The sequence below is a fragment of the Bradyrhizobium vignae genome (assembly GCF_900324035.1).
GTDB lineage: Bacteria > Pseudomonadota > Alphaproteobacteria > Rhizobiales > Xanthobacteraceae > Bradyrhizobium > Bradyrhizobium vignae.
On record NZ_LS398110.1, the window covers coordinates 5694565 to 5718804 of the forward strand.

The 24240-nt window shown below is 62.7% G+C and carries 26 protein-coding genes and 1 pseudogene; 12 read left to right on the forward strand and 15 right to left on the reverse strand.

Going from position 1 to position 24240, the window contains the following annotated elements; all coding sequences use genetic code 11:
• Positions 1-29: 29 nt before the first annotated feature.
• Entirely contained in the window at positions 30-308 is a 279-nt protein-coding gene (locus BRAD3257_RS39815) for a hypothetical protein (RefSeq protein WP_160118849.1), read from the reverse strand.
• 211 nt (positions 309-519) lie between these two features.
• On the opposite strand from BRAD3257_RS39815, the gene BRAD3257_RS27640 reads away from it, so the two are divergent.
• Positions 520-741: a hypothetical protein gene (locus tag BRAD3257_RS27640; RefSeq protein WP_122404509.1), complete on the forward strand. Its 222-nt coding sequence runs from the start codon at positions 520-522 to the stop codon at positions 739-741.
• Between the two features lie 104 nt (positions 742-845).
• Here the strand turns inward: BRAD3257_RS27640 and BRAD3257_RS27645 are convergent, their stop codons facing one another.
• From BRAD3257_RS27645 to BRAD3257_RS27660, 4 genes and pseudogenes are all read right to left on the reverse strand, one after another.
• Positions 846-1058 carry a hypothetical protein gene (locus tag BRAD3257_RS27645; RefSeq protein WP_122404510.1) on the reverse strand — a complete coding sequence of 71 codons (213 nt, stop codon included), beginning with the start codon at positions 1056-1058 and terminating at the stop codon, positions 846-848.
• Positions 1059-1169: 111 nt separating this feature from the next.
• Entirely contained in the window at positions 1170-2063 is an 894-nt protein-coding gene (locus tag BRAD3257_RS27650; protein ID WP_244607706.1) for a helix-turn-helix domain-containing protein, read from the reverse strand.
• Positions 2064-2248: 185 nt separating this feature from the next.
• Positions 2249-3138, reverse strand: a pseudogene (gene ku, locus BRAD3257_RS27655) (non-homologous end joining protein Ku).
• A 73-nt stretch (positions 3139-3211) separates the two neighbouring features.
• Positions 3212-3427: a hypothetical protein gene (locus BRAD3257_RS27660; protein ID WP_122404511.1), complete on the reverse strand. Its 216-nt coding sequence runs from the start codon at positions 3425-3427 to the stop codon at positions 3212-3214.
• 71 nt (positions 3428-3498) lie between these two features.
• Here BRAD3257_RS27660 and BRAD3257_RS27665 point away from each other — a divergent pair, with 71 nt between their 5' ends.
• From BRAD3257_RS27665 to BRAD3257_RS27695, 4 genes are all read left to right on the forward strand, one after another.
• Positions 3499-3729 (forward strand): hypothetical protein, encoded by a 231-nt coding sequence (locus BRAD3257_RS27665; RefSeq protein WP_122404512.1) that lies wholly within the window; start codon positions 3499-3501, stop codon positions 3727-3729.
• Positions 3722-3970: a hypothetical protein gene (locus tag BRAD3257_RS27670; protein WP_122404513.1), complete on the forward strand. Its 249-nt coding sequence runs from the start codon at positions 3722-3724 to the stop codon at positions 3968-3970. The genes BRAD3257_RS27665 and BRAD3257_RS27670 overlap by 8 nt, the downstream gene beginning before the upstream one ends.
• 135 nt (positions 3971-4105) lie before the next feature.
• A complete protein-coding gene (locus BRAD3257_RS27675; protein WP_122404514.1) occupies positions 4106-4789 on the forward strand; it encodes a hydrolase in 684 nt (227 codons plus the stop codon).
• Positions 4790-5964: 1175 nt separating this feature from the next.
• Positions 5965-6159 (forward strand): hypothetical protein, encoded by a 195-nt coding sequence (locus BRAD3257_RS27695; RefSeq protein WP_122404516.1) that lies wholly within the window; start codon positions 5965-5967, stop codon positions 6157-6159.
• 334 nt (positions 6160-6493) lie between these two features.
• Here the strand turns inward: BRAD3257_RS27695 and BRAD3257_RS27700 are convergent, their stop codons facing one another.
• Positions 6494-6694 carry a hypothetical protein gene (locus BRAD3257_RS27700; protein WP_122404517.1) on the reverse strand — a complete coding sequence of 67 codons (201 nt, stop codon included), beginning with the start codon at positions 6692-6694 and terminating at the stop codon, positions 6494-6496.
• A 180-nt stretch (positions 6695-6874) separates the two neighbouring features.
• Here BRAD3257_RS27700 and ligD point away from each other — a divergent pair, with 180 nt between their 5' ends.
• Both ligD and BRAD3257_RS27710 read left to right on the forward strand, forming a co-directional pair.
• Positions 6875-8698: a DNA ligase D gene (gene ligD, locus BRAD3257_RS27705; protein ID WP_122404518.1), complete on the forward strand. Its 1824-nt coding sequence runs from the start codon at positions 6875-6877 to the stop codon at positions 8696-8698.
• Positions 8695-9369 (forward strand): hypothetical protein, encoded by a 675-nt coding sequence (locus tag BRAD3257_RS27710; RefSeq protein ID WP_122404519.1) that lies wholly within the window; start codon positions 8695-8697, stop codon positions 9367-9369. The genes ligD and BRAD3257_RS27710 overlap by 4 nt, the downstream gene beginning before the upstream one ends.
• Here BRAD3257_RS27710 and BRAD3257_RS27715 read toward each other — a convergent pair.
• The 7 genes from BRAD3257_RS27715 to BRAD3257_RS27750 all read right to left on the reverse strand — a co-directional run bounded on the left by BRAD3257_RS27715 (position 9340) and on the right by BRAD3257_RS27750 (position 17373).
• Positions 9340-10725, reverse strand: coding sequence for an MFS transporter (locus tag BRAD3257_RS27715; RefSeq protein WP_122406785.1), 1386 nt, complete (start codon positions 10723-10725; stop codon positions 9340-9342). The genes BRAD3257_RS27710 and BRAD3257_RS27715 overlap by 30 nt on opposite strands.
• A 49-nt stretch (positions 10726-10774) precedes the next feature.
• Positions 10775-11716, reverse strand: a complete 942-nt coding sequence (locus tag BRAD3257_RS27720; RefSeq protein ID WP_122404520.1) for a hydroxymethylglutaryl-CoA lyase — start codon at positions 11714-11716, stop codon at positions 10775-10777.
• The gene (locus BRAD3257_RS27725) at positions 11713-12906 is read right to left on the reverse strand and encodes a CaiB/BaiF CoA transferase family protein (RefSeq protein ID WP_122404521.1); all 1194 of its coding nucleotides are present in this window, start codon (positions 12904-12906) and stop codon (positions 11713-11715) included. Before BRAD3257_RS27725 ends, BRAD3257_RS27720 begins: the two co-directional genes overlap by 4 nt.
• Before the next feature lie 108 nt (positions 12907-13014).
• Complete coding sequence (locus BRAD3257_RS27730) at positions 13015-13971, reverse strand: LysR family transcriptional regulator (RefSeq protein ID WP_244607708.1); 957 nt, start codon at positions 13969-13971, stop codon at positions 13015-13017.
• A gap of 908 nt (positions 13972-14879) precedes the next feature.
• Positions 14880-15425: a 4-hydroxylaminobenzoate lyase gene (locus BRAD3257_RS27740; RefSeq protein ID WP_122404524.1), complete on the reverse strand. Its 546-nt coding sequence runs from the start codon at positions 15423-15425 to the stop codon at positions 14880-14882.
• A gap of 14 nt (positions 15426-15439) precedes the next feature.
• Positions 15440-16168, reverse strand: a complete 729-nt coding sequence (locus BRAD3257_RS27745; RefSeq protein ID WP_244607709.1) for a nitroreductase — start codon at positions 16166-16168, stop codon at positions 15440-15442.
• Complete coding sequence (locus tag BRAD3257_RS27750; RefSeq protein ID WP_244607710.1) at positions 16144-17373, reverse strand: ABC transporter substrate-binding protein; 1230 nt, start codon at positions 17371-17373, stop codon at positions 16144-16146. Before BRAD3257_RS27750 ends, BRAD3257_RS27745 begins: the two co-directional genes overlap by 25 nt.
• 74 nt (positions 17374-17447) lie before the next feature.
• Here BRAD3257_RS27750 and BRAD3257_RS27755 point away from each other — a divergent pair, with 74 nt between their 5' ends.
• From BRAD3257_RS27755 to BRAD3257_RS27770, 4 genes are all read left to right on the forward strand, one after another.
• Complete coding sequence (locus tag BRAD3257_RS27755) at positions 17448-18578, forward strand: LysR family transcriptional regulator (protein WP_244607711.1); 1131 nt, start codon at positions 17448-17450, stop codon at positions 18576-18578.
• Between the two features lie 263 nt (positions 18579-18841).
• Positions 18842-19138, forward strand: a complete 297-nt coding sequence (locus BRAD3257_RS27760) for an ATP dependent DNA ligase (RefSeq protein WP_244607712.1) — start codon at positions 18842-18844, stop codon at positions 19136-19138.
• A gap of 34 nt (positions 19139-19172) precedes the next feature.
• Positions 19173-19478 carry a hypothetical protein gene (locus BRAD3257_RS27765; protein WP_122404525.1) on the forward strand — a complete coding sequence of 102 codons (306 nt, stop codon included), beginning with the start codon at positions 19173-19175 and terminating at the stop codon, positions 19476-19478.
• Between the two features lie 323 nt (positions 19479-19801).
• Positions 19802-19975 (forward strand): DUF3606 domain-containing protein, encoded by a 174-nt coding sequence (locus BRAD3257_RS27770; RefSeq protein WP_122406789.1) that lies wholly within the window; start codon positions 19802-19804, stop codon positions 19973-19975.
• A 223-nt stretch (positions 19976-20198) separates the two neighbouring features.
• Here the strand turns inward: BRAD3257_RS27770 and BRAD3257_RS27775 are convergent, their stop codons facing one another.
• Together BRAD3257_RS27775 and BRAD3257_RS27780 are read right to left on the reverse strand one after the other, a co-directional pair.
• Positions 20199-21902: an amidohydrolase gene (locus BRAD3257_RS27775; RefSeq protein WP_122404526.1), complete on the reverse strand. Its 1704-nt coding sequence runs from the start codon at positions 21900-21902 to the stop codon at positions 20199-20201.
• A gap of 337 nt (positions 21903-22239) precedes the next feature.
• Positions 22240-23424: an ABC transporter substrate-binding protein gene (locus tag BRAD3257_RS27780; protein ID WP_122404527.1), complete on the reverse strand. Its 1185-nt coding sequence runs from the start codon at positions 23422-23424 to the stop codon at positions 22240-22242.
• A gap of 219 nt (positions 23425-23643) precedes the next feature.
• Here BRAD3257_RS27780 and BRAD3257_RS27785 point away from each other — a divergent pair, with 219 nt between their 5' ends.
• Positions 23644-24237 carry a MarR family winged helix-turn-helix transcriptional regulator gene (locus BRAD3257_RS27785; RefSeq protein WP_160118850.1) on the forward strand — a complete coding sequence of 198 codons (594 nt, stop codon included), beginning with the start codon at positions 23644-23646 and terminating at the stop codon, positions 24235-24237.
• Positions 24238-24240: the final 3 nt, after the last annotated feature.

Below are 24240 nucleotides of genomic sequence, written 5' to 3' on the forward strand. Positions count from 1 at the left end.
CGAGTCAGCGGTTGGAATAGCAGAGTACATCACGAAATAAGCTGAACTATTTTTTTGGCGGGGGTTGGGTTCATGGATAGCGTAGAGCGGTGCTTCGCCGCAGTGACGGCAATCGGTTTCTTTGTGACCGTCGTCGGAGTGATATTGTTGCAAACGATGTGAGTTCTGCTTGGCCAACTCGCGACGAAGGCTCCGCGCAGCGGCAACGCGCCTGCTTCAACAAGGTGGTGCAGCGATGCGCGGTTGAGGGAAAAGCCTCTAACAAAAAGTAAGGCCGCCTCCAGAGCGGCCTTAACTGTCTCCCTCATCCTTGCCCGCCTAGTCGCGGTCGTCGACAAGCAGCGGGCGAGGACCGGACGTTCGGCTCGTTCCGGCCTGTCATAGGATTGTGGCATAGCCGTTGCATAATAAACGGCAACTGGGATTTCAGTGCTCAGTTTGAAAATAGGCGCTGCCGAGACACGTATTTTGAGCTCGGCACCGCTGTTTTGCTGGTTCTCTTAATTCGGAGCCTCGGCTATGGCCTACGATGCCGTCACGGTGCAAATGCTTCGCGACGTTCTTGATGAGGTTCTTTCCAGCCCGCCATTCACGCTCCAGCAGCAGCGGTCGGCGTTGGAGGTCGCTGAGCGCATTCTCAAGCTCGCTTCCCAAGGCGAGCGTCGGCCGGACAATATTAAGCAACACTTGCGTAACGAGTTTTTCACGTCGGAGCTGACCGGCATCGAAATGGAAGACTAGCGCTGACTGCCAGACCGTAGCATCAGAGTCGAATATCCGCGCTATGGGCCGCGATGATTTGCGGACCCTGCCCCTCCACATGCGGAAGGCGAACCTTGCAGCAGCTACTGGCGCGCCGGCCGGACGGCATCAGCGCAAACCCGTCGTGCCTTCGACACGGCGGGCTTGCTTTCGGATGCGGTTCGCGCGGCAGCTTGCGGCACGGCCGCCAGGGATGCCGCTCCCCCGACGGTCAGCAGGAGCGAACGGCGTGATACCCCGCCCGACGTTTCTTCTGTCTCGACGGCGCCGTCGATGAACGGCTCATGGTTGGTCATGGTGGTCTGCCATCCCTCGGATAAGCCTGCAAATGGGCATGTTCCCAAGAGAAGTACCGTTCGGATATTGCGGCGGCTATCGCACTCTTGCGATAAATTGCCGCCGGGCGCTTACAGCGCTCGCCGGAATGCGGAAGGGGTTACTCCCACCCTCCTTCGGAAAGTCGCAGCGAAAGCCGATGGAGTTTCGTAACCGACTGCAAGCGCGACCTCTGTGACGCTCAGCCTCGAGTGGGCGAGAAGTTCGCGCGCGCATTTCATTCGTTGCCCGGTCAACCATGCATGCGGGGTTTGGCCGGTCGACTGCCGAAAGGCTGTGCAGAAGTGAAACCGGCTGAGACCGACGAGGGCGGCGAGTTCATCAAGCCCGACGTGGCGGTTGAGATTCTCCTCGATGAATGCGGTGACGCGCTTCACCTGCCAATCGGCGAGCCCACCCCTTCTGTCCTGAGCAGGCAACCCGCCAAAAGACGAATGCTCCTGGACCAGCCGCAAGCACAGGAGGTCGATCGCTTGCTCCACGAACAGGCGGGACGAGGCGCTGTCCCGCTCCGCCTCATGGCTCAGGACATCGAGCAACCCCGCCGCCGCGGGATCGGCGAAAGCCACACGCGGCAGAAGTTCGACGCGCCTTCCGCCCGCGATCTCATCCGCGCACGCCTGAAGGCGTTCTTGCGTGAGGTACACGTGCGAAACCACGACGGGCCCTGCGATGTTCCAGTGGCCATCTACGCCTTGCGGAATGAAAGTGAACGCTCTCGGGTTTGTCCTGGAGTCCAGGAGTTTGTTCTCGACCCGCCAGGATATCCGATGCTGCCCTTCGTAGCAGCCGACCGCGATGTGTCCGGTCACGCCGCGCATGTAATCCTCTTTCAGGCCTCCGTGCGCCCACTTCGGCGTCAGGCGCGCATCGCCCTTCAGAACCTCGGACAGCAATATGGGCGGCTCGTCCAAGATACGCGCCATCTCGGCGGCCGCATCGGGGCCGAGGTGGTCGGCTTCCACCCGGGACAGGCCAGACGGATTCGCAGTATTGCTTCGGGAACGGAGCAATCGCTGATCCAAACTGACGCCCTCATCTCGGTTGAGTGCTGAACTATGCAAGAGAGACGCCATTATGCAGAAAAAGGTTCGCGACGCCACAAGGGCAGCGCCCGACCAACATGGCAGCCTTCAAATTGATCAGCCGATCATTGGTCGTGGCGTACGCTTTGCGAATATTTTGGGCTATGCGGACTTCCGCTGCGGCCTCCGGCGGACGCCTTCTTCGGCTTCTTGGCCGGCTTGGCCGCCTTCGCCGGCGCGGTCTCCTGACCGACAGACCGGCGCAGCGCTTCCATCAGGTCGACGACGTTCGTCGCAGCGGGCTTGGATTTGGGTGTGATCGGCTTGCCGGCGCGCTTCTGGTTGATGAGGTCGATCAGCGCAGTCTCGTAGTGGTCTTCGAACTTATCGGGATCGAAGCGCCCCGCCTTTTGATTCATGATGTGCTTGCGAGATCCAGCATGTCCTTCGTGACTTTCACGTCTTGGATGTCGTCGAAACACTCCTGCTCGCTGCGCACCTCGTAAGGGTAGCGCAGCAGCGTGCCGACGAGCCCCTTGTTCAGCGGCTCGAGCCCGATGATGTGCTCGCGGTTGGTCAGCACCACCCGACCGATCGCGACCTTGTTCATTTCGCGGATGGTCTCGCGGATCACCGCGAAGGCGTCGTGCCCGACCTTGCCGTCCGGCCTGATGTAGTACGGGCGGATCAAATAGCGCGGGTCGATGTCCGCCTTGTCCACGAACTCGTCGATCTCGATGGTGCGCGTCGACTCAAGCGCGATCTTCTCGAGCTCCTCCTTCGAGACCTCGATGAACTGGTCCTTCTCGAGTTGGTAGCCCTTGACGATGTCCTCGTTCGGCACCTCGTCGCCCGTATCGGCGTCGACCTTCAGGTACATGATGCGATGGCCGATCTGCCGGTTGAGCTGGTTGAACGAGATCTTCTCGGATTCGGAGGTGGCCGGGTAGAGCGCCACGGGACAGGTGACCAGCGAGAGACGGAGGAAGCCTTTCCAGTTGGCGCGGGGTGCCATGTACGCAGAACTCCGTTGGGCCTCGATTCAAGACGAACGGGACGCCTAGGTTCCGACATCTCGCGACGGCCTTCTAGGCATCGATTTCCCGGCGGATCAGATCGCGGTGTCCGATGTGCGAGGCCAGCAGCATCCGGAACGTGCCGAGCACGTCATTGGCCAGCCCAGCCGGATGTCCGGCCCGTTCCAATTCTTCCACGATTGCGAGCTGCCGGGCGACATGGTCCTCCGCAAGCGCGACGTGACGCTCCGCTTCCGCAAGGTGCCGGTGCGCCATCAGCGGGTCCATCCGCGCAGCCTACTCCAACGGCAAGCTGGTCCGGCATTAAAACCCACGTGAACAAAAAGGGAACATAGCGCATGCCCGCTGCGCCAGAAGCCACAACGCGCGTCGAGGGGGACGTGGAGCTCGCCGCCGACCAGGCGATCACGGCCTGCGGCGGCGATGCGCACAAAGCCGTGAAGGCCCTGATCGTCGCCAACGACTTCCTCGAGGCCCAGCTCGACGAGCTCCGGACGAAGGTGTCGACCGGCTACTCGCGGGGACGGCTCCCAGGAGCCCGAGAACGCAAAGACGAGGCAAATGGCTGATGCGACCTACTATGTCGCTCTACCGTTCGTTTTCTCCGACGAGGGCCTGGCCGCCAGCGAGGCGACGGAGTGCCTCAGCGCCAACGCCGCAGTCATGCGGGCGGAGGCGCTGTCCCGGAAGCCCGGTCACGCCGGCGCAATCGCGTTCAGTCGGACCGGAGACCCCTCTAGCGGCGACTTCAGGCACGCCAAGCTGATCCGGAAGTGCGGCGAGGTGCCCGACGACCTCAGCGCGCTGTGAGGGCCTACGTCTGACGTCGTGCTCCTTCATGATCTGGCCGACGTCCGGCTCGTCGACCGTGGAAGCTCGCGCATCAGCAGATCTTCCTGATATAGATTTGGCGGATCCTTCACTTCCATTCGAAAGAGGAACAACGTGGCAAAGACCCAGCCCGAACCTGTCCGCGATCCGAAGGCCGATCATCTTCTGACCCCGCAAAACTGCGTTCTGGTCCTGATCGACTACCAGCCTGAGCAGTATTCCAGCGTGACTTCATCCTCCCGTGAGGAGATCACCCTCAATGCGGTTGCGCTGTGCAAACTCGCTCAGGCCTACGGCATCCCTGTGGTGCTCTCGACGGTGGCGGTCGATATGGGCGTGAACGAAGGCACGATTCCGGAGATCCGCGCGGCTCTGCCGGGAGTGGAAGAAATCGACCGCACGGGCGTCAATGCATGGGAAGACGATGACTTCCGCAAGGCGGTCCAGGACACCGGGCGACGCAAGGTGGTCATCGGAGCGCTCTGGACCGAGGTCTGCCTCGCCTTTCCGACGCTCGACATGCTGGCCGAAGGCTACGAGGTCTATCCGGTCGCCGACGCGGTGGGCGGCATCTCGCCGGCCGCGCACGAACGCGCGTTCGACCGAATGATCCAGGCCGGGGCAAGGCCGATCACGGCGATCTCCTTCGGTTGCGAGATCATGCGCAACTGGGCGCGGGGAGATTCCGACAAGCTGCGAGAAGTCATGCGATGGTATTTCCCTCAGCATCGACGTCTGCACAAGTCGCTTGATGGATCAGGCGGAGCGCCGATCTCGACCGGGCTGACTGCTGCTTAAACCTCCGAGGAGCTTGCCGGTCGTGCTGTTGACGAAGTGAAGCGCCATGCAGGCGGGACACCGCACGGGCATGTAGGTGTTTTGCGGCGGCGCCTCCGGCCGATCGTCTTCCAGCCGCTGCTGCACGTTCATGCCGGTGCGCGGACACTTGAACAAAACCTGGCGCTCCATGAAGCGAGCATGCGCCCGCTCGCGAGCCTGCGAAATTGCGGTCGACTACCTAAGGTCCTCCCCTAAGGAAGCGGGACTGGGTTTTGAGATGGCTCAAGGCGCCTAGCTGTCTCTCCCCTAGGATTTGTGCACGCTGGCGCGAAGCGCGCTGGCGCCGTGACGAGCGGAGCCCGGACTCCTAGGCGCTCCGGACCCCGCTTCGCATCAGGGCACCGACCGCGAGGACGGGCCGGCTCCGGAGAGCGGCTCGCCGGCAGTTCGATGGAACGAAGGCCGGGACCGCGGGTTGGAGGGTCACAGCCCCTGGCTAGAAAAGCGGACAATCGGCCCCGGCGATCCTTTGGACGCCGGGGCTGATTTCCGTCAGGGCGCCGAGGAAGGAGCGCTAGAGGAGAGCCGAGATGTCGCCGAACATACCGTCGGATGACCTGGCTGCGCTCGTGCACTACGCGCTCCACACCACGCGCGCCACCACGGTCTGCCCCTCCACGACGACGTCACCATCCGCGTCGGCGACGATGCAGCCGAGAGCCACGCGCTCGAGCGCGCCAAGCGCATCGTCAAAAGCGACGGGACGAGCTGCGAGCCAGAGGTACTCAGGGAGGAAATCGGCCGCCAGCTCTCGCTCACCGCCGATGGGCGATGCCCAAAGTGCGACCGGACTGGTCCGGACTAGGACTCGTTCGGCGGCTTCAGGGGGCCTTCGATCCAGCCACGAACCGTCGGCGAACGCATCGGGTCGCCATCGCAAGTCACGCAAACATACCGCTGCAGCCCCGCTTACCGTCCGCGACAGCCGTCATCGGTTTGCCGCACGTCGGGCACAGCTTCCGGTTCGGAAAGAGCACAGTCATCGGATTTTCCCTGCCGGCTACAGCGTAGTTCCATCCGACCCGCGGGCGCAACAGCGTCGCGGAAAGTTGTACGCGACTGCCGAAGTCCTTGACCTCACCGCCGCCGAATAATGAAATGCAGTTTTCAGTGATTGTTGCGGGGGTGGCGTCGTGGAAGAGTTCTACAGGGGCTTCGCGCAGCGGGCGCGCGATCTGGCGGAGAAAGCGGATCCATTCACCAAGCGGCGGCTGCTCGATTTGGCCAAGCGGTACGAACTCAAGAGCAGCGGATCAAGCTACGGACGCACGCCGCCGCCGCGCGCAACGCCGCCGAACGTGCTGTTCTCCGGCTCGGGCGAAGCATGAGCACCGGCCAGGTCGGCGAGATCAGGTGCGAGGCTTGCAACGGCACCGGCTCCGCCGCCGGTACGCCAGCCGGCGCCGGGCCGCAAGATCTATGCCGGCAAGTGCACGACTTGCAGAGGCGAGGGACGGAGACTCCGCCCCCATGAGCCAACTTTCCTCCGCCGAATAGGAGCCGACGGCACGCACTTGCGTTGCCAGCGATGCGACGACGTCGGATCGTTCTCGGAGGTGAATTCAGGCTGGCTCTGATACTGATCGCAGTCGGACTTCTCCTGATGGCCTCCGGCGGAAGGGCGCTCGCCCATGACCAGTGACGAGCGCCGATCATGGCTCATCACCGCCACATCTTCGGCGCGTCGCTGAGCGCCTTCCGGCCGACCTGCATCAAGCTGTCCGCCGTCGCCTCGCCCTGCCTGGCCGCTTCGAGGATCTTCGCGGCTACGTGCGTGCGGGTGCCGGTTTCGTAACGCGACACGGTTTGACAGACATCGTCGAGGACCGCGCGCAGCAGCGCGGTGGTCTGGGCGTCGAACATCGCAGAGAGCCCCTCAGTCGTTGGAGAATGAGGATAACCGGCGCCGCGCGTTCCCGGATTCAGGAAAATTAAGATGCATCGCAAAAACTTAGCGAGTGCGCCGGCCCAAGAACGAGGCGGAAGCAGGCTCACCAGCGACTGGCGTGAGGGAACGATTCAGGCCTGCCAGGTTGAATCCGCATGTGTGCCGTGGCGTTGCGTCAGTCTCGTTCGGAAGTATCGCGCGTCACCGGCGCCCGCAAAACCGCTATTCCAGGTTACATCGAGCCGTGCGACCCCACGCTGCGCGAGAAACCGCCCCCTGGGGAGGGTTGGGTCTACGAAATCAAAGCGGACGGATATCGCGCACAGCTGCATCTCCATGATGGCGATATCACAGTCTATTCGCGGACGGGGCTCGACTGGACGGAGCAGTTCTCCTCGATTGCAGCCTCGGCTCATAAGGTGAACGCGAAGAGCGCGATCATCGACGGCGAGGCCGTCGTGTACGGCAGCGGCGGGCTGCCCGACTTCCAGCGGCTCCGGCGCGAGCTCGGCCGCAAGCAGAGCGAGCGTGTGCGCTACCACGCCTTCGATCTCCTGTACCTCGACGGCTACGACCTACGTGGCGCGGCCTATGAGGATCGCAAGCGTCTGCTGCAGCAGCTCCTCGCGAACGCACCGGAAACCTTCGTCTATGTCGAGGCTCTCGAGGCGGACGGCGATGAGATCTTCGCGAAGGCCTGTCAGCTCGGACTGGAAGGGCTGGTCGCCAAACGGCTCGGCCGCCCATACCGCTCGGGCCGGCAGGAGACCTGGATCAAGCTGAAGTGCAAGAAGAGCGAGACCTTTCCGATCGTCGCCTTCGTGGAAAAGCTGGGAGCCCATCCGCGCAAGATCGCCTCGCTCTATGTGGGCCGCCACAAGGACGGCAAGCTCGTGTATGCCGGCAAAGTTCGGACCGGATACACTGAGACGACCGCGCGCGAGTTGCGCGAGCGGCTGGATCCGCTGATCCGACGAACCTCCCCGCTCGACGTCCGGATCAGGAAGCCGAAGGCGACATGGGTCGAACCGGCCGTCGAAGCTGAGGTGGAGTATGGTGCGCTGACGGACGACGGCCTGCTGCGGGAAGCGGTGTTCAAAGGTCTTCGGGGCGACCTAGCAGTGCGGACGGTGAAGGCGCCGCGGTCGGCGCCATCCTCCGCCGGATGGCCGAAGCTCGGGGTGCCCAAGGAAAACATCCTCCAGCTTCTTCCCGACGCGGTCGTCCCTTCCAAGGAAGAACTTGCGAACTATTGGAGGCGGGTATGGAACAAGGCGCTGCCGCACCTCGGCCACCGGCCCCTCAAGCTGGTGCGGCACGTGCACGGCACCACCTTCTACCACAAGGGGCCGCTTCCGAAGGACGTCCCGGAAGCCGTGCACCAGCTCCGCATCCAGAAGCGCGATGGCGGGCAAGGGACGCGCCTCTGGGTCGACAGTCTTGATGGCCTTCTCGGCCTCGTGCGGATCGGAACCGTCGAGCTGCACCCCTGGAATTCGACGGTCGAGGACTTCGAGCATGCCGACCGCATCGTGATCGACCTCGATCCGGGCGAAGGCGTGGAGTGGCAGGAGGTCGCCGACACCGCGCTCGAGCTTCGTGCCCTGTTGAAGCGAGAAGGGCTCGACCCCTGGCCGAAGCTGACCGGTGGCAAGGGCGTTCATCTGATGGCGCCGCTCGATGAGCCGATGCTGCACGATCGGGCGCACCGGATCACGCGCGGACTGTGCTCCGAGTTCGCCGCGCGCAATCCCGATCGCTACATCCTCTCAGCGCAGGCAAGGCGCGCTCGGCGGATCTTCCTCGACTATCTGCGCAACGGACGCGGCACGACGGCCGTCGGCACCTATTCGCCGCGGGCGCGGGAAGGATTTCCGATCGCCGCACCCGTGAGCTGGGCGAGCCTGGAGAAGGGCATCAGGCCGGACGCGTTCACGATGGATAGCCCGTTTCGGGTAAAGCAAAGGAGGCCCCCATGACGGACGCGTTCGACCGTTGGATCGAATGGGCCAAGAAACCGCCCGGCGAAAGACCCGGGCTTCCGTCCGAAATCCACGCCACCCTTCGATCGCTCCCGCGAGAGGATCGCGCCGATCGGCAGAAGGTCAATGCCGCAGTTGAACATCGGGCTGAGCTGAGTCGGACCCGAAGGACGGCGTGGGTTTATCTCAACGACTACGAGAGTGGAAAACAGCGGAACGTCGGCGACCAGGAATGGGTAAAGGTGTTTGCGTCCGCAGAGGCGGCCGATAGATGGTTCGACAAGCACGATCCCGAGGGCGTTGCGTGGGAATACGAGATCGAAGGCGGGCAGCGGCAAACTTCCGTTTGGATCTATCTCGCCGATGAGAATTCCAGAGCGATCGGCGACACTTCCTGGGCCAGGCTCTTCGCCTCCAAGCAGGCCGCCGACAAGTGGCTCCAGCACAATGCTCCCAACGATGGCGGAGGCCTTGAGCCGGTCGGCGGACTACAGGGTGCTGCGTCGCCCGGTGCCGCGGTCCGCATCCCAGCGGACCGTCGGGCAGGATTGCAGGACCGGCATCCTTCTGGACACCGAGACGACCAGCCTCGATCACGCCAAGGACGAGATCATCGGGCTCGGGATGGTCAAGTTCGACTAGGATGGTCGGATCGTCGGCGTCCGTAACACGTTCTCGGCCTTCAACGGGCCGAGTGCGCCCGCGTCCGCTTCGGGCAGATCGTTCGCCCTCAACCCGCGCGGCAGCGAGGTCAGCAGCAGGATCGCGCAGAGCACGCAGACGCTACCGATCGCGTAAAGCGCAGGTGTGGTGCTGCCGGTCCAGTCCTTGACCGAGCCGACCATCACCGGGCTCACGATTCCGCCGACTTGGCCGAGCGTGTTGATCAGTGCGATGCCGCTCGCTGCGCCCGCTCCCGTCAGGATCTTTGGCGGCAGGGTCCAAAACGTTGGGATCGCTGCAACCACGCCGGCGCCGAGGACGGCAAGCGCCCCCACCAGCGTCACGACATTCTTGTCGAAGGCTCCGCTGGCGAAGAAGCCGAATCCTGCGGCCAGGATCAAGGCGGCCACGAACTTCGGACGTTCGCCCGAGGCATCGGACATCCGCCCGACCACCAACATGCTGATGGCACCGCACACATAGGGAGCGGCCGTCAGGAAACCGATCGCCGCCGCGCTGCCAACGCCCGCGGCCTTGATCAGATCCGGCGCCCAGAAATTCAGCCCGTAGGATGAGACCTGGATCAGGAAGTAGATGAAGCCCAGCAGCAGCACGCCCGGCATCAGCAGCGAGCGCCACGCCGAGCGCTCGTCGACCTCGCTCTTCTGCCGGTCGAGCTGCACCGAGATGATACGACGTTCGTCGTCGCTCAGCCACTTCGCCTGCTCGATGCCGTCATCGAAGCGGAACAGGACGACCAGGCCGAGCGCAACGCACGGCAGACCGCCAGCCACGAACAGCCATTGCCAGCCGGCGAGACCATGCAGTCCGTTGAGATAGTTGAGAATGAGGCCGGAGATCGGCGCACCGATGATCCCTGAGAAGGCGGTCGCGAGGAAGAATACCGACGTCATGCGCCCACGGTGCGACTTCGGAAACCAAAGTGTCAGATAGTAGAGAATGCCGGGTGCAAATCCTGCTTCCATGGCGCCGATCACAAACCGCAGTGAGTAGAACTGCCATTCGCTGCGCACGAACACCATGGCCGCGGTGGCGATGCCCCAGGAGATCATGATGCGGGCGATCCAGCGCCGCGCGCCGAAGCGATACAGCAGCATGTTGCTCGGCACTTCCAGCAGGACGTAGCCGACGACGAACAGGCTTGCGCCCAACCCATAGGCCGTGTTGCTGAGCCCGAGATCGGCTTGGAGCGCGGCTTTGGCGAAGCTGATGTTGACGCGGTCGAAGAACGCGAAGAAGTAGCAGACTATGATCAGCGGCATCAGCCGCCAGGCAATCTTCCTGATGACCCGATGTTCGGAGATCCCGGTGTCCACATGCCCGATGGCCGCCGCTGTCATGGTCATGGTTTCCTCCTTATGTTATTTGAGATTCTGAGTTGTTGGATGTTCAGCCCGAGTGCCGCAATCGCTCCGGAAGCGGATGCAGGTCCGAGGCGGGGCCGGCCTTGGCGACCTGACCGGGCACGTCATGCCCGACCAGTCCGGTCAAACGGCATGACACGTCAATCAGGCCTCGCAGATCGAGGCCGGTCGCGAGGCCCATCTCCTGGCAGAGATTGACAAGATCTTCGGTACAGACATTGCCGGTAGCCCCGGGTGCAAACGGGCATCCGCCCAAGCCGCCGAGCGCCGCATCGAAGCGTCGCGCTCCAGCATCATGAGCGGCGAGCACATTGACTAGCCCCAGGCCGCGGGTGTTGTGGAAGTGAAGCGTCAGCTTGTCCGCGGGCACCAGCAGCAAGGTCCTGGCCACTAGTTGAGAGACCTGGTTCGGATTGGCCATGCCGGTCGTATCGGCGAGCGTGATGCCGTCGGCGCCGAGAGCGAGATAGCGGCTGACGATGTCCAGCACCTTGTTGATCGGCTGCGCCCCCTCGAACGGGCAACCGAACGCCGTCGCGACGGTGGCGTTGAGCAGAGCGCCAGCTTCGTGTGCGGGCCCTGAGATTTCGGCGAGCGACGCCAGCGAGCGCGCATGCGTCATGTTCATGTTCGCGCGGTTATGGGTCTCGCTCGCCGACATCACGAAGTTGAGCTCGTCGGCGCGTGCCGCCAGCGCCAGCTCGGCGCCGCGCCGGTTCGGGATCAATGCGGTGTAGACCGTACCCGGCCGCCGCGTGATGCCGGCGAAAACCTCGGCAGCGTCGCGCAGCGACGGAACGGCCGCTGGCGAGACGAAGGACGACACCTCGATGCGGGCGAAGCCGATCGCGGACAGGGAATCGATCAGCTTGATCTTGTCGGGCGTCCCGACCCATTTCGGCTCGATCTGCAATCCGTCGCGCGGCGCAACCTCCTGAATGACGATGGCGGGTAGTGCGGCGGTCATTGCACCGCTCCAGTGCGGCGCAGCCGCGCGATGTCAGCCTCCTCGAGACCGAGACCCGACAGAACCTCGTCCGTATGCTGACCGAGGGTGGGGCCTGACCATCTGACGGCGCCTGGCGTGTCGGAGAACTTTGGCGTAATCCCCGGCATCTTTACGGTGACATCACCCGGCAGCTCGGTCGGCAGGATCATCTCGCGAGCCGCATAATGGGGATCGCTGACGATGTCTGCGACCGAGTAGATCCGTCCTGCGGGAACGTCGGCGCCGTCCAAGACCGCCAGAATCTCCTCCATCATCCGCGTCGTCGTCCACGCGGTGATGGCGGCGTCCAGGATGGCGTTGCGGCGAACGCGCCCGTCATTGCTGGCGAGCGATGGATCGTCGGCGAGATCCGGCCGGCCGACGACCTGCATCAGGCGCCGGAAAATCGCATCGCTATTGCCGGCGATGACGACGTGCTGACCGTCCGAACTCGGATAGGTGTTGGAGGGGCTGATACCCGGGAGAGCGCCACCGGTGCGGGTCCTGACATGCCCCATGAGGTCATATTCGGGGACGAGACTCTCCATCAGATTGAACACGCTCTCGTAGAGCGAGACGTCGACCACCTGGCCACGCCCCTGGCCGGTCTTGACCCGCAGCAGCGACATCAGAGCGCCGATCACGCCGTGGAGCGAAGCAAGGCTGTCGCCGATGCTGATGCCGACACGAGCCGGCGGACGTTCCGGATCGCCCGTGGTGAAGCGGAGGCCCCCCATGGCCTCGCCGATCGCGCCGAAGCCGGACCTGTCGCGGTAAGGGCCGGTCTGGCCGTAACCGGAGATCCGCACCAGCGTCAGGTCGGGATTGAGCCTGGACAGCACATCCCAGCCGAGGCCAAGCTTCTCGAGGTTGCCCGGCTTGAAGTTCTCGATCACGACATCTGCCTGAGCCGCAAGGCGAAGCGCCACTTCGCGGCCTTCTGGCGACTTCAGATCGATCGCGATCGACTTCTTGTTGCGCGATTGCAGGTACCACCAAAGCGAGGTGCCCTGATGCAGCTTTCGCCAGCTGCGCAGCGGATCACCGGTGCCGGGCTGCTCGATCTTGACCACCTCGGCGCCGAACTCGGCGAGCAGCCGCGCGGCAAACGGCGCGGCAATCAAAGTTCCGAGTTCGACGACTCGAATTCCGGACAGCGGTCCATCCATGGCAGGCGCTCCTCGACGATCTGTTTCGTCGAGATGTCGCCGACCAGGAGGTGTTGAGTCCAATAGTCGTTGATGAAGGAGCGTTCGCGGATGACGAACGCCGCAAAATTAGTGGGCGCTGACCGATGGAGAGCGCAGATGCGCGAGCATCAGATGGCTCGTTGCCGACAAGCCCGCAGGATCTCTCGCAACCAGCACCAGTTCGCGGTCGGCCCAGTCGTCGCGCAACGGAACCGCCGCCAGACCCATGCCGTGGCTCAGCACCTCGAACGCACGATCCGGAATGAGACCGATGCCCATGCCTGCCTGCACCATGCGGCAAACCGCATCGAAGCCGGGGACATGAACACGCAGTCTGATCGATTTGCCGATCTGCTGCGCGGTGTATTGCGAGCGCAGATAGATCGAGCTGGTCGCGAACAGGCCGACATGATCGTAGTCCAGCGTATCGGCAAAGGTGACCTTGCCGGACCTCGTCAACGGGTGATCGGACCGCACCACGATGACGAGGCGATCCCTGCGGTATGAGAAGCGTTCCAGCCCGCGGGTCGACACATCCGCTGAGCAGATGCCGATCTCGGCTACGCCCTCCTCGACACCGCGAACCACCTCGGCGCTTGCCCGCTCCTGCAAATCGAGGCGCACCATCTCGTGCGACCGAAAGAATCCCGGCAGATCGTCGGGAAGGAATTCGACGATCGAGGACAGATTGGCCAGCATCCGCACGTGTCCGCGCACGCCTCGGGCGTGCTCGGCCATGTCGACCGCGATCTTCTCGACGTTGAGCAGGGTGACGCGCGCATGATGCAGCAGCGATTCTCCCGCAGGCGTCAGAGCCATCCCGGTCGGGTGCCGCTCGAACAGGGCAACCTCGAGCGCCTCCTCGAGATCATGCATGCGCTTGCTAACTGCGGATGCGGCAATCGCCTCCCGTTGCGAGGCGCGCGTCAGATTACCCTCTTCGCAGATGGCGATGAACAGCCGCAAGGTGGTGAGGTCGATGCGCCGAACGAGATCAATCCTGTGTGACGACGTTGATCGCGGCGGCATTGTTTTCTGTTGCATGGTCGGCTTTCCCAACCTGCAAGATAAGCCCTCCAATGTGGAGCGTTTTCTCAAACTTCACGGCGCCATCGAGCAAAATTAGGATAGAATCTCAAAATGCGTCCAAAAATCTATTTTTTATTTCAACCGAGTTGGTGCCGCTGTGCAGCGCGCATTTAATCCGCATCCACTCAGCTGCGCTGCATCACCCGAGCTGCCGTTGAGGTCATGCCTTAGAACCAGCGCCTGTTCGCGAGGGCGAACAGTTCCGCGCTCTCAATCTTCGCGCTCGCAATCTGCCGAGCTTGCCCGCCCTGTTTCCGGCCTCCGATCGTCCGCAATTAGCCCTAAAGACAAAATCGCGACGGTCTAATTTGGCATGCCCCGTCCGCTGACGCGTCATGAACAGAGATGGCAACCCGCAGCACTCGCGGTAATTAGCTCGATACGATCCTGTATAACGTACGACAAGGCAGCGATCGCATTCCACATGAAATCGGCAATAGTTCAGATTGACATCTCCGCATAAGCGTGTTGCCGGTCGTGAAAGTTGGACCGCGCCTTGCAACGGACAGGCGACTGCGCCAAATCGCGGGCAAGGTCGACACTCCGCTGACCGCGCGAAAGCATTTAGTTCGATTTATGTACTTTGGTTCCGCTCAAATTCCTTATGCCGCTCGTCAAACCAGAGACGAAAGACCGCGTCCTGCATTGACCCCGCCCTGATAGCGAACGCATTGCTTGCGGCCTGATATCGTTCCTGGCGCGTCGGATACTTCTCAAAGATGCCTTTCAATTTATTCTCAGCCTCACGATTGTTTTGCATCAGTCATTACATATCTATCATCGGACGGCTAGGTAGTCCCTATTACGTGGAGCAGCTGGGCTCCAAGTCAAACGCCTTCAGATGACGCGCCCGCGATGCGAACTCAGCGATCGGACGGAGGTTTGAAGTCATACGAGATGCGTCCGGCGGGCAGATAGAACAGGGCAATCACCGCGCCGCCCCTCACCTCCGGATAGTGCCGGCTGCCGGGATCCGGCGCTGTCCAGCCTGGCCCCTGCCAGCCCTGCAATCCCCTCAGCTGCGCCCCCTTGTCGAGAGGAACGACGAGGTTTAGCTCGCCATAAGGATGGCCGTGATATTGCCCGCGCAGCACGTCGTGATCGTCCTCGTCCTTGAAGCGGCGCGGATCGGCACTGTTCATGTAGACTGCGGTGATGCTGAACTGAAACGTCTCGGGGACCGGCTCGAGGATGCGGCTGCGTCGATAGTTCGGTCCGTCCACCTCCTGGTTCGCCGCCCAACCCTCCTCGACTCCAATTTTAATGAGACGAGCGAGATCCTGGTAGAGCGCGCTGTGCTCTCCATAAGTCTCGTTGAGCCATCGCTCCATCGCCGCGCTCGGCGTCATATCCTTCACCTCGCGCAGAAAAGGAATGCTGCGCTCGATCAGCTGTTCACGGCTTCCCATGACTTTCTCCTGTTTTAGTCCTCGAAACCCTTGAAGGAGGCGAATGCCTCCACATCCGCGCGTGGCATCAGCCGCCCGCTCGCCTGCTCCCTGGGGTGCCCGATCGAGATCCCGCAGACCACCATTTGCTCGGGAGGGATGGACAGCAGCGGACGCAAAATCCGGTGAAATTTGGCGAAGGTTTCTTGCGGACAGGATTGCAGCCCACGTCCTACCGCCGCCAGCATCACGTTCTGGATGAACATGCCGAGATCGAGCCAGCTTCCCATGGCCAGGCGCCGATCGATGGTGACGATCAATCCAACCGGGGCGCCGAAGAACGTGTAGTTCTTTGCGGTCTGCCGACTCCTCCCGGCAGCATCGAACTGACCGATCCCGAGCGAGGAATAAAACAATCGCCCGAACTCCTGGCGACGGCCGAGATAGGGCTCAGGCAATGCGGTGGCGTAGTATTGATATTCGGAGAAGTGCTCGTTCGGCTCGTTCTCATACGCATGCAGAAGCGCGGCCGACACTTCGGACCTAGCGGCGCCTGCCAGCACGTAAACGTGCCAGGGCTGGATGTTAGCGCCACTCGGCGCGAACCGCGCCACGCGCAGGATCTGCTCGACGGTCGTCCGCGAGACGGGTCGACCGGAGAACTCGCGACACGAGAGCCGACCGGCGATTACCTCGTCGATCGGATTACGCGCGACTCCGTACGCTGGGTCCATGTCGATCACGACTTCTTCACGAGCGAGCATCCGCCGTCCTCCATCGGTCTGAAAGCCTCGTCCCCCGGGATGGTGGCCAGGAGTTCGTAGTAGTCGAACTGGTACTTGGACTCCTCCGGTGACTTGACGCGAAACAGATACATGTCGCGAACCAGCCGACCGTCCTGCCGGATCCTGCCGTTGCGGGTCATGAAATCGTTCACGGGCAATCCACGCATCTGGGCCGCCACAATCGGTCCATCGAGCGTGCCTGCGGCTTCGACCGCCTTGAGATAATGCATCACCGCGCCATACGTGCCGGCGTGGATCATGGTAGGCACCTTCTTTGTCTTCTCGATGAACCGCTTAGACCACGCGCGCGTCTCGTCGTTGAGGTCCCAGTAGAAAGCCGAACTCAGCATTAGGCCTTGCGCGCTCTGCAGTCCGAGGCTGTGAATGTCGGCGATGAAGACGATCAAGCCGGCAAGCTTTTGCCTGCGCGTCACACCGAACTCGCCGGCTTGCTTGACGGCATTAATGAAGTCGCCGCCGGCATCGGCCAGCGCGATCACGTCGGCTTTGGAGGCCTGCGCCTGCAGCAGGAAGGACGAGAAATCGGGCGTATTGATCGGATGCTTCACTGCACCAACGACCTTGCCGCCGGTGGCGTCGATCACCTTCCGGCTGTCGGCTTCGAGCTGCGCACCGAGCGAATAGTCCGCAGAAAGGAAGAACCAGGACTTGGCGCCGAGACGCGAAATCGCCCTCGTCGTCCCCTGCGACAGTGCGTAGGTGTCGTAGGTCCAATGGATCCCGGTGGGCGAGCACTCGTCACCAGTCAACCGGGACGTAGCGGCCCCGGTGGCAAGAAACACCTTTTTCTTGTCTCGCGTGATGCCCTGCACGGCCAGCGCGACCGCGGAGTTCGGGACGTCCAGGATGGCCTCGACATTGTCGTTCTCCAGCCAACGCCGGGCAATCGCCGCGCCGATATCCGCCTTGTTCTGATGATCGCCGGCGACGATCTCGATCGGGCGCCCGAGGACCTTGCCGTTGAAATCGTCCACCGCCATTTGCGCCGCGACGACCGAGCCCCGGCCGCCATTGTCCGCGTAGAGCGACGACATGTCCGTCAGCACGCCGAGCCTGATCGGGCCGTTTTGTGCAATCGCCGAGGTCGCGAGCGCCACGAGCGCCGCGGCCAGTCCAAGAGATTTGTGTACGCGGCTTCGAGCCGATCTCACCCAGGCCATCATCGTTTTTCTCCTCCCAACCCGGTACCGACAATCTTGACCAGGACGGCGCGTTACGGAAGTGAAAGTCTTTCAGGATGATCCTGAACCGGCTTCAGATGGCCGGTGGCGCCACAGCAATACGCCCATGGCTTATCCAATCGGTTGCATCCGCCGAACGTCTGGCCTTAACTGCGTTCAGTCGCAAAACCCTGCCACGGCTGCGATCCGCTACAGAGAGGGCTCCCGGCGTGCCGGTTTCCTTCAAGACATTGGACCTGAACCTGCTTAAGGTTTTCGACGCCGTCATGGAGGAGCGGAGCGTTCTGCGCGCCAGCCAGAAGGTCGCGTTGAGTCAGTCCGCCGTCAGCCACTCGCTGGCGCGGTTGCGCGAGATGTTGGAGGACGAACTGTTCGTCCGCACCGCCGCCGGGATGCAGCCGACGGCGCGGGCGCTGACGATGGCGCCGCAGGTTCGCGAGGCGCTGCGATCGCTCGAGGCTGCGGTCGAGCTGCCGACCTTCGCTCCGGCGGTATCCACCAAGCCGTTCACGCTTGCCGCCAATGACTTCACGACGATGGCGCTTGCGCCGCCGCTGCTGAAGATATTGAGCCGGGAGGCTCCGTCGATCGACCTCACAATCAAGCCTGTAACGCGGATCGATCTCGCCCAGCAGATCGACCTAGGACGCATCGACGTCGCCATCGGCGTGTTCTCGTCTCCGCCGAATCGCTTCCGCACAGCTTTCTTGTTCGAGTATGACGATGTGCTGATCGTCGGCGGAAAGCGTAAGCTCGGCCGGCTCGACAACGCGAAGCTCGCCGCCCTTCCGCTAGTCGTCGTCTCCTTCGGAGGAGAGCAGGAAGGCGCGATCGGTGGTTTCATCTCAGAGCGCGGGCTGGCCAGGCGGTCGGAGATGTATGACCGCGCCGCGCTTGAACGGGCGTTGTCCGAGACCGACCGGCCCCCGCGAATCGCGGTTTCGCTGCCGCACTTCCTTGCCTTGCCCGCGCTCCTGGCCGAATCCGAGCTGGCGGCCATCGTTCCGCGGCCGTTGGCGCGTGCCTTCGAGCAAGCGCATGCGATCACGATTTATGAACTACCCTACAGCACGACCCCTGTGGAGGTGCGGATGCTGTGGCACGAGCGAATCGCGGACGAGCCATCGCACGAATGGCTTCACGAGGTACTCCGCCGCGCGACCGAGGAGCTGAGGCGCGCGCGTTAGTTGGCCTTAGCGCATCAGTTGCCGTCACCGGATGTCGCGTCGTCGCACGGCTATGCGCCTGCGCAAGGTACCTAGTTGGTTGCCGACCGTTACTGTGCGGGTAATCGTCGCTTTTTTAGCCACCTTGCGTTCCTGGCAATTCTTGCACGGATCAGTGCGCTGTTGGTGCAAATGGCGATCGGGCGCCTCTCGTCCCGCGCAGTGGAGAACCCGTCAGAGGACGGGATCGCCCTTGGGCCCGTGCCTTCGCGAGGTTTAACAAAATGGTTAAGCAGCTCGCTCCTACTAGCGAGGACGCGTCACCTTACGATGTTCCGGACCTCGTCTACATGGGCAAGGTCGGTACGGGATGGAGCCGGACGACCTCAGCGCAGATCCGCAAGGCGCTCGACACCGTAGTTAGTCCGAAGCAGAGGCTGACGAGGACCATCAGGAAGCCGAAGGCAACATGGGTCGAACCCAAGTTCTATGCCGACATCGAGTACCGCGACATCACCTCCGAAGGCCTCCTGCGGGCCAGCTCGTTCAAGGGGCTGAGCAGAGGAACACGCCGTTCATAGCCGCGTTTTCCCGAGAGTATGTGGAGTACCGGCCATGGATCCGGAACGGCGAGTTGCGAAGGCCTTGGAAGACGCTCAGGGCATTCTGGCCCGATATGTCGAGCCCGGCCACAGAGATTGCGAGCAAACCATAAATCAGCTGCTTGACGTGCTCGACGACGAGACCGTCGTGCAGGCGCTCAAGGAATCAAAGATGGAAAAACCGACTGCAGAGCAAATAGCCGAGCTCAAGAGGCTCAGTGCGATCGCACGGGTCCCGGACGAATCGGAGATCGTGACTTCGAAGGAAGAAGCCGAGATCCGGATCCGCGACCTGAAAGACAAGGCGCGGATTGAATGATGCCCGAACCGAAGAAAACGCCAAAGGACGTCGACCCCGCGCATCCCGCATGAATTCGATGGCCACGTTCGATCCCGATGTGTCGCGTTCACGCTGGACTCAACGACCAGATCATCAAATGGAGCCCTCAGTGAGCTGCGTTGTACCGAGAGCACGCGTCGGAATGGGGATGACGGCGTCGTAACCTGGGACGGCCTGTTGCTCGATGGATGGACTCCCATCGTCTCTCGCCATCCCTATGGCCTCTGAGTCGCGTACTGCAGCTGACGCGGAACCCGCGATTTCTTGCGGCGTTGCATCGCCATAAGCAACAGGAGGAGCCGATGGCCGCAACGAAGAAGAAAACAGCGCGTGGACGCAAACAGGACCGGGCCCGAGTGGCCACGGGACAGGACTACGAAGTCCGGTATGAAGCGAAGAAAACCGGCCGCTCGGCATCGGCCGTCAAGAAGGTCGGGAATTCCCGCAAGCGCGTCGAGAAGCGTCTCGGCCGCTAGGTCCCTCACACTAGCAATTTCGCTATCTATCGGAGTCTATCGACTGGATGGCGCGCCACCAACACTGACAGTGTGCTCGACTGACACAACTCTTCAAATACCGTCAGATGTCAGGAACACACTTCCGTCGCCAGAGCCCGCTCCCCGCCGTCCTCCGACCCAAGCGTCGGCGATTGCTGGCGACGTCGACATTGCACGCTTCGGCGTTCGTCTCCTCTCTGGGTCAGCGTTGAAAGACGAGTTTGCCTCCGACCAGCGTGATGTCCGCCTTGATGTCTTTGATCTGCTCTTCCGGAATGGCCATGTAGTCCGCGGAAAGGACCGCGAGGTCTGCAAGCTTGCCCGGCTGTATCGTACCCTTGCGTGCTTCGTCGAACGTGTAGCGCGAAGCTGCCGACGTGTAGAGACGGAGCGCCTGTTCGCGACTGATAGCTTCCGTGGCGCCGTACACGCTTCCATTGGGATCTTTCCGCGTCACCATGATGTACATGTTGAGGAACGGGTTGATCGGGTTGACGGGGAAGTCGGTTCCGGCGCCGAGGCTGTCCAGCCCCATTTTTTCGATCAAGGTCTTGGTCGGCACGGCGCGATCGGCGGTCGGCCGTCCCAGGAAGCGCTCGACGGTCGCGGCCTTATCCCACATGAAGACGTTCTGGAAATCGACCCTGACCCCCAGCTTGCGAGCGCGCTCCATCTGCTCGGGCCTGATCAGACTCGCGTGAATGAGAACGAAACGACGGTCCCGGATGGACCTTTCCTTGTCGGCAGCTTCGAAAGCATCGAGTACCTGGTCGATGCCGAGATCGCCGACGACGTGCACACCTACACGCCAACCGTAGCGATTGCAGATCGAGACGAGTTGCATGAGCCGTTCGGGCGTTTGCTGGGCCATGCCATGGTAGTCATCGTGCGAGTCCGGATAGACATCTCGCATTAGCGCCGTCTTCAGGGTCATGCCGCCATCGTAGAAGATCTTGATGCCGGCGAACTTGACCCAGTCGTCGCCAAAGCCTGACGAAGCTCCGTTGCCCGACATGATCGCCTCCCAAGCGGTCAGCTCGGCGGGCGGCTCGGGTCTGAACATCAATCCCGTCCGCAACGTCGCCTGTCCGGACGCGGCGATCTTCTGCAGTGTGCGGACGTCGCGCGCTTCCGTGGCGCCCTCGACTGCGCTCGTGATCCCGAAAGTGTTCAGTGCCCCCTCCGCGAGCGTGAACTGCCTGATTTCGTCGTCTTCGGTCCACGGCGGAACAGCCTGCTCGACCCGGTCGATCGCCGTCTCGGAGAGGACGCCGGTCAGTTCCCCGGCGGCGTCGCGCTCGAAGGAACCGCCGCTCGGGTTCGCGGTGGTCTTGTCGACGCCTGCCTTCTGCAGCGCCATCGTGTTCGCCATGGAGAAATGACCGACGGTCCGCAGATAGACCGGATTGTCGGGGGCGACGCGGTCGATCTCCTGCCTCGTTAGATACCGTTTCTCGGCGAGTTGCGACGGCGGGTGCCACGCGCCGCCCACAATCCAGTCGCCCGGCTTCTTCTTGGCCACGAACGTCTTGATCGCCTCGAGCGCTTCGGCGACCGTCTTGGCGCGGCTCATGTTGACGACATAATCAGCGAGACCGGCCGCCTTGAAGTGAGCGTGAGTATCGATCAGGCCGGGAATCACGGTCTTGCCGGACACGTCGAGCACTTGCGTGCGCGCTCCGGCGAGCGCCCGGATGGATGCGCTGCTACCGGTCGCAAGAATTTTTCCGTCTCGAACGGCGATCGCCTCGGTCACGCTGGATCGTTCGTCGAGGGTCAGAACTTTTCCGTTGACGAGGACGAGATCGGGCGAGTTGACATTGCCTTGCTGGGCAGCAGCGGGCGCTGCGCCCGCGAATAGAACTCCTGCACCGAGCATCGCGAGCGCCGCCGACCTGCAGATCATTCCAACCTCCCGATCGTTGTGTTCAATAGACGAACATCTTCCCTTTTCTCGATGATACCCCGCCTGTCAAAGCGGTCCACCGATTCAGGGTCGTGCACGCCGCGATCGTTGCACCCCATCAACGACGACGATCGAACCGGTCGAGAAGGGATTGCAGGCGAGAAAGTGGACCGCGTTCGCGATGTCCAATGACTCGCCCAAGGTTCGGCTGCCTTGGCACCGCGTCGAGAACGAGCACTTGGCACGAATGGCTTCACGAGGTGCTCCGCCGCGCCACCAGAGAGCTCAGGCACGGCCGCTAGTGGCCGGCCCCGCTTCGCCACACTATCGGCGGCCCTCATTGCGCGGCCATTGTACCGGACATCGGAACCCAGCGCTCGCCGTCGAAACGCTGCGGGCGCAGCGACGTGATCAGGCGATAATCATCCGGGCTGGTATTGACGGTGATGCCCGGGATCAGGCCCGGCAGCGCCACGTTCTTCAGCGCAGTGGCCTGCTTCATGATGTTCTGCCGGGACAGATCGTTACCGCAGGCCTCGATGACCTTGGTCATGAGAACAGCGACGTTCCATCCGGTGAAGTTGAGCTGATCCTCGATATCGCCCTCGGGATAATACTTCCTCATGAAAGCCAGCCACTCCAGATATGCGGGATCGTTGGCCCATTCGGGATCGCCGACCGACTTGGTCGGCGTCGCCGAGATCGCCCCCTTGGCGTTGTCGAGCCCGGCCGGCTTGAGGATCGTCGGCACGAAGTTGCTGCCGATCGGCAGGAACTGCTGCGCGCGCCAGCCGAGCTCGCCCGCTTTGCGGATCGCCTGCGAGGTAAATTTGCCGGTCGACGCATTGAGGAAGACGTTGGCGTTGGTGCTCGCCAGCGCCACGACCTGCGAATCGACCGTGGGCGACGTGACTTCGTAAGGCGACGCCGCGACAATCTCGGCCTTGGGATCGAGCCGGGCCAGTTCGGTTTTGAAGCTGCGACGATATTCGCGGCCGTAGTCGTCGTTCTGGTACAACACGGCCACGCGCGCACCGGGCGTGTGCTCGGCCACCAACCGCGCGTAGATCGCAGCCTCGGTGCTGAACAGCGTCATCCCCGAGATCGTATAGGGACTGGTCTTCGGATCGGCAAAGCGCTCGCTGGCCGCGAACACGAACAGCTGAGGGACCTTCTTGGCGTTGAGATATTTCTGGACCGCAGCGTTCTGTGCGGTTCCCATGCTGCCGAAGATCGCGACCGCCTCGTCATTTTCAATCAGCCGGCGCGTCTGCTCTACCGCCTTCGGCGGACTATAGCCATCGTCAAGCGAGATCAGCTTGACCTTGTGGCCATTGATGCCGCCGCGATCGTTGATCATCTGGAAATAGCGGGTCTGCACCTTGCCGACGGCGCTCAGGGCCGATGCCGGCCCGCTATACGGCATGGTCTGCCCGAGAACCAGTTCAGAGTCCGCCGCCCTGGCCGAACCGCAAGCAGCCAGTGCAGCCGCCAACATCAATGTCGCGCAAAGTCCGTGCATTGCGCTCCTCCCTCGATTTTTCTTACCTGGAATATTCTTCCTAGGAAGCTATTTGTCAACCCGCGCTACGCGGCCGCAATTGGCCGCTGCGCCGCGGCCATGCACGGGGCTGGAGCGAGACCAGGAACTTGCGAGGCGACACCTGAATTTGGCGGTGCTAGATTGCTGCGACGCATGATGCCGGCGCAATTGGCCCGCGGTGAAGGGGACTGGAAGGGAATGAAGAAGAGCAGCGTGTCACACCGCGGCGAACCCGCGATCAAGCAGTCGCCATCACCTGACAGCACCCTTTACGACGATATCGAGGCCGCGTGGCTGGAGCAACGGCCCGACCTCGACCTCGCCGCCGCCTGCACCTTGCTGCGGCTGGAGCGCGTCAACCAGCTCCACGAGAGGCGCCTGCAGGACATAGCGAAGGCGGTCGGGCTGCAGACCGGCGAGCTGTATGTGCTGCTGGCGCTGCGGCGCTCGGGCAAACCGTACGAGCTGCGTCCCACCGACCTGTTCCGGGCCCTGCTCGTCACATCGGGCGCGATGACCAAGCGCGTAGCGCGGCTGCAGGAAGGCGGCTTCGTGCTGCGCGTCTCCGCCAACGACGACGGCCGCTCCGAGCTGGTCCGCCTCACCGCCAAGGGTCTCGCGACCGCCGACCGCGGCATCGCCGAGGTGGCAAGGGTCGTCGCGCGCACGATCGAGGCAAGCGGGCTGACCAAGGCGGAGATCGCGATGCTCGACCGCTGCCTGCGCAAGCTGCTGGCGGTGCGGACGGTGAAAACGCCGAAGAAGTCCGGCCGGCTTACGGCGGTGGACTAGCTG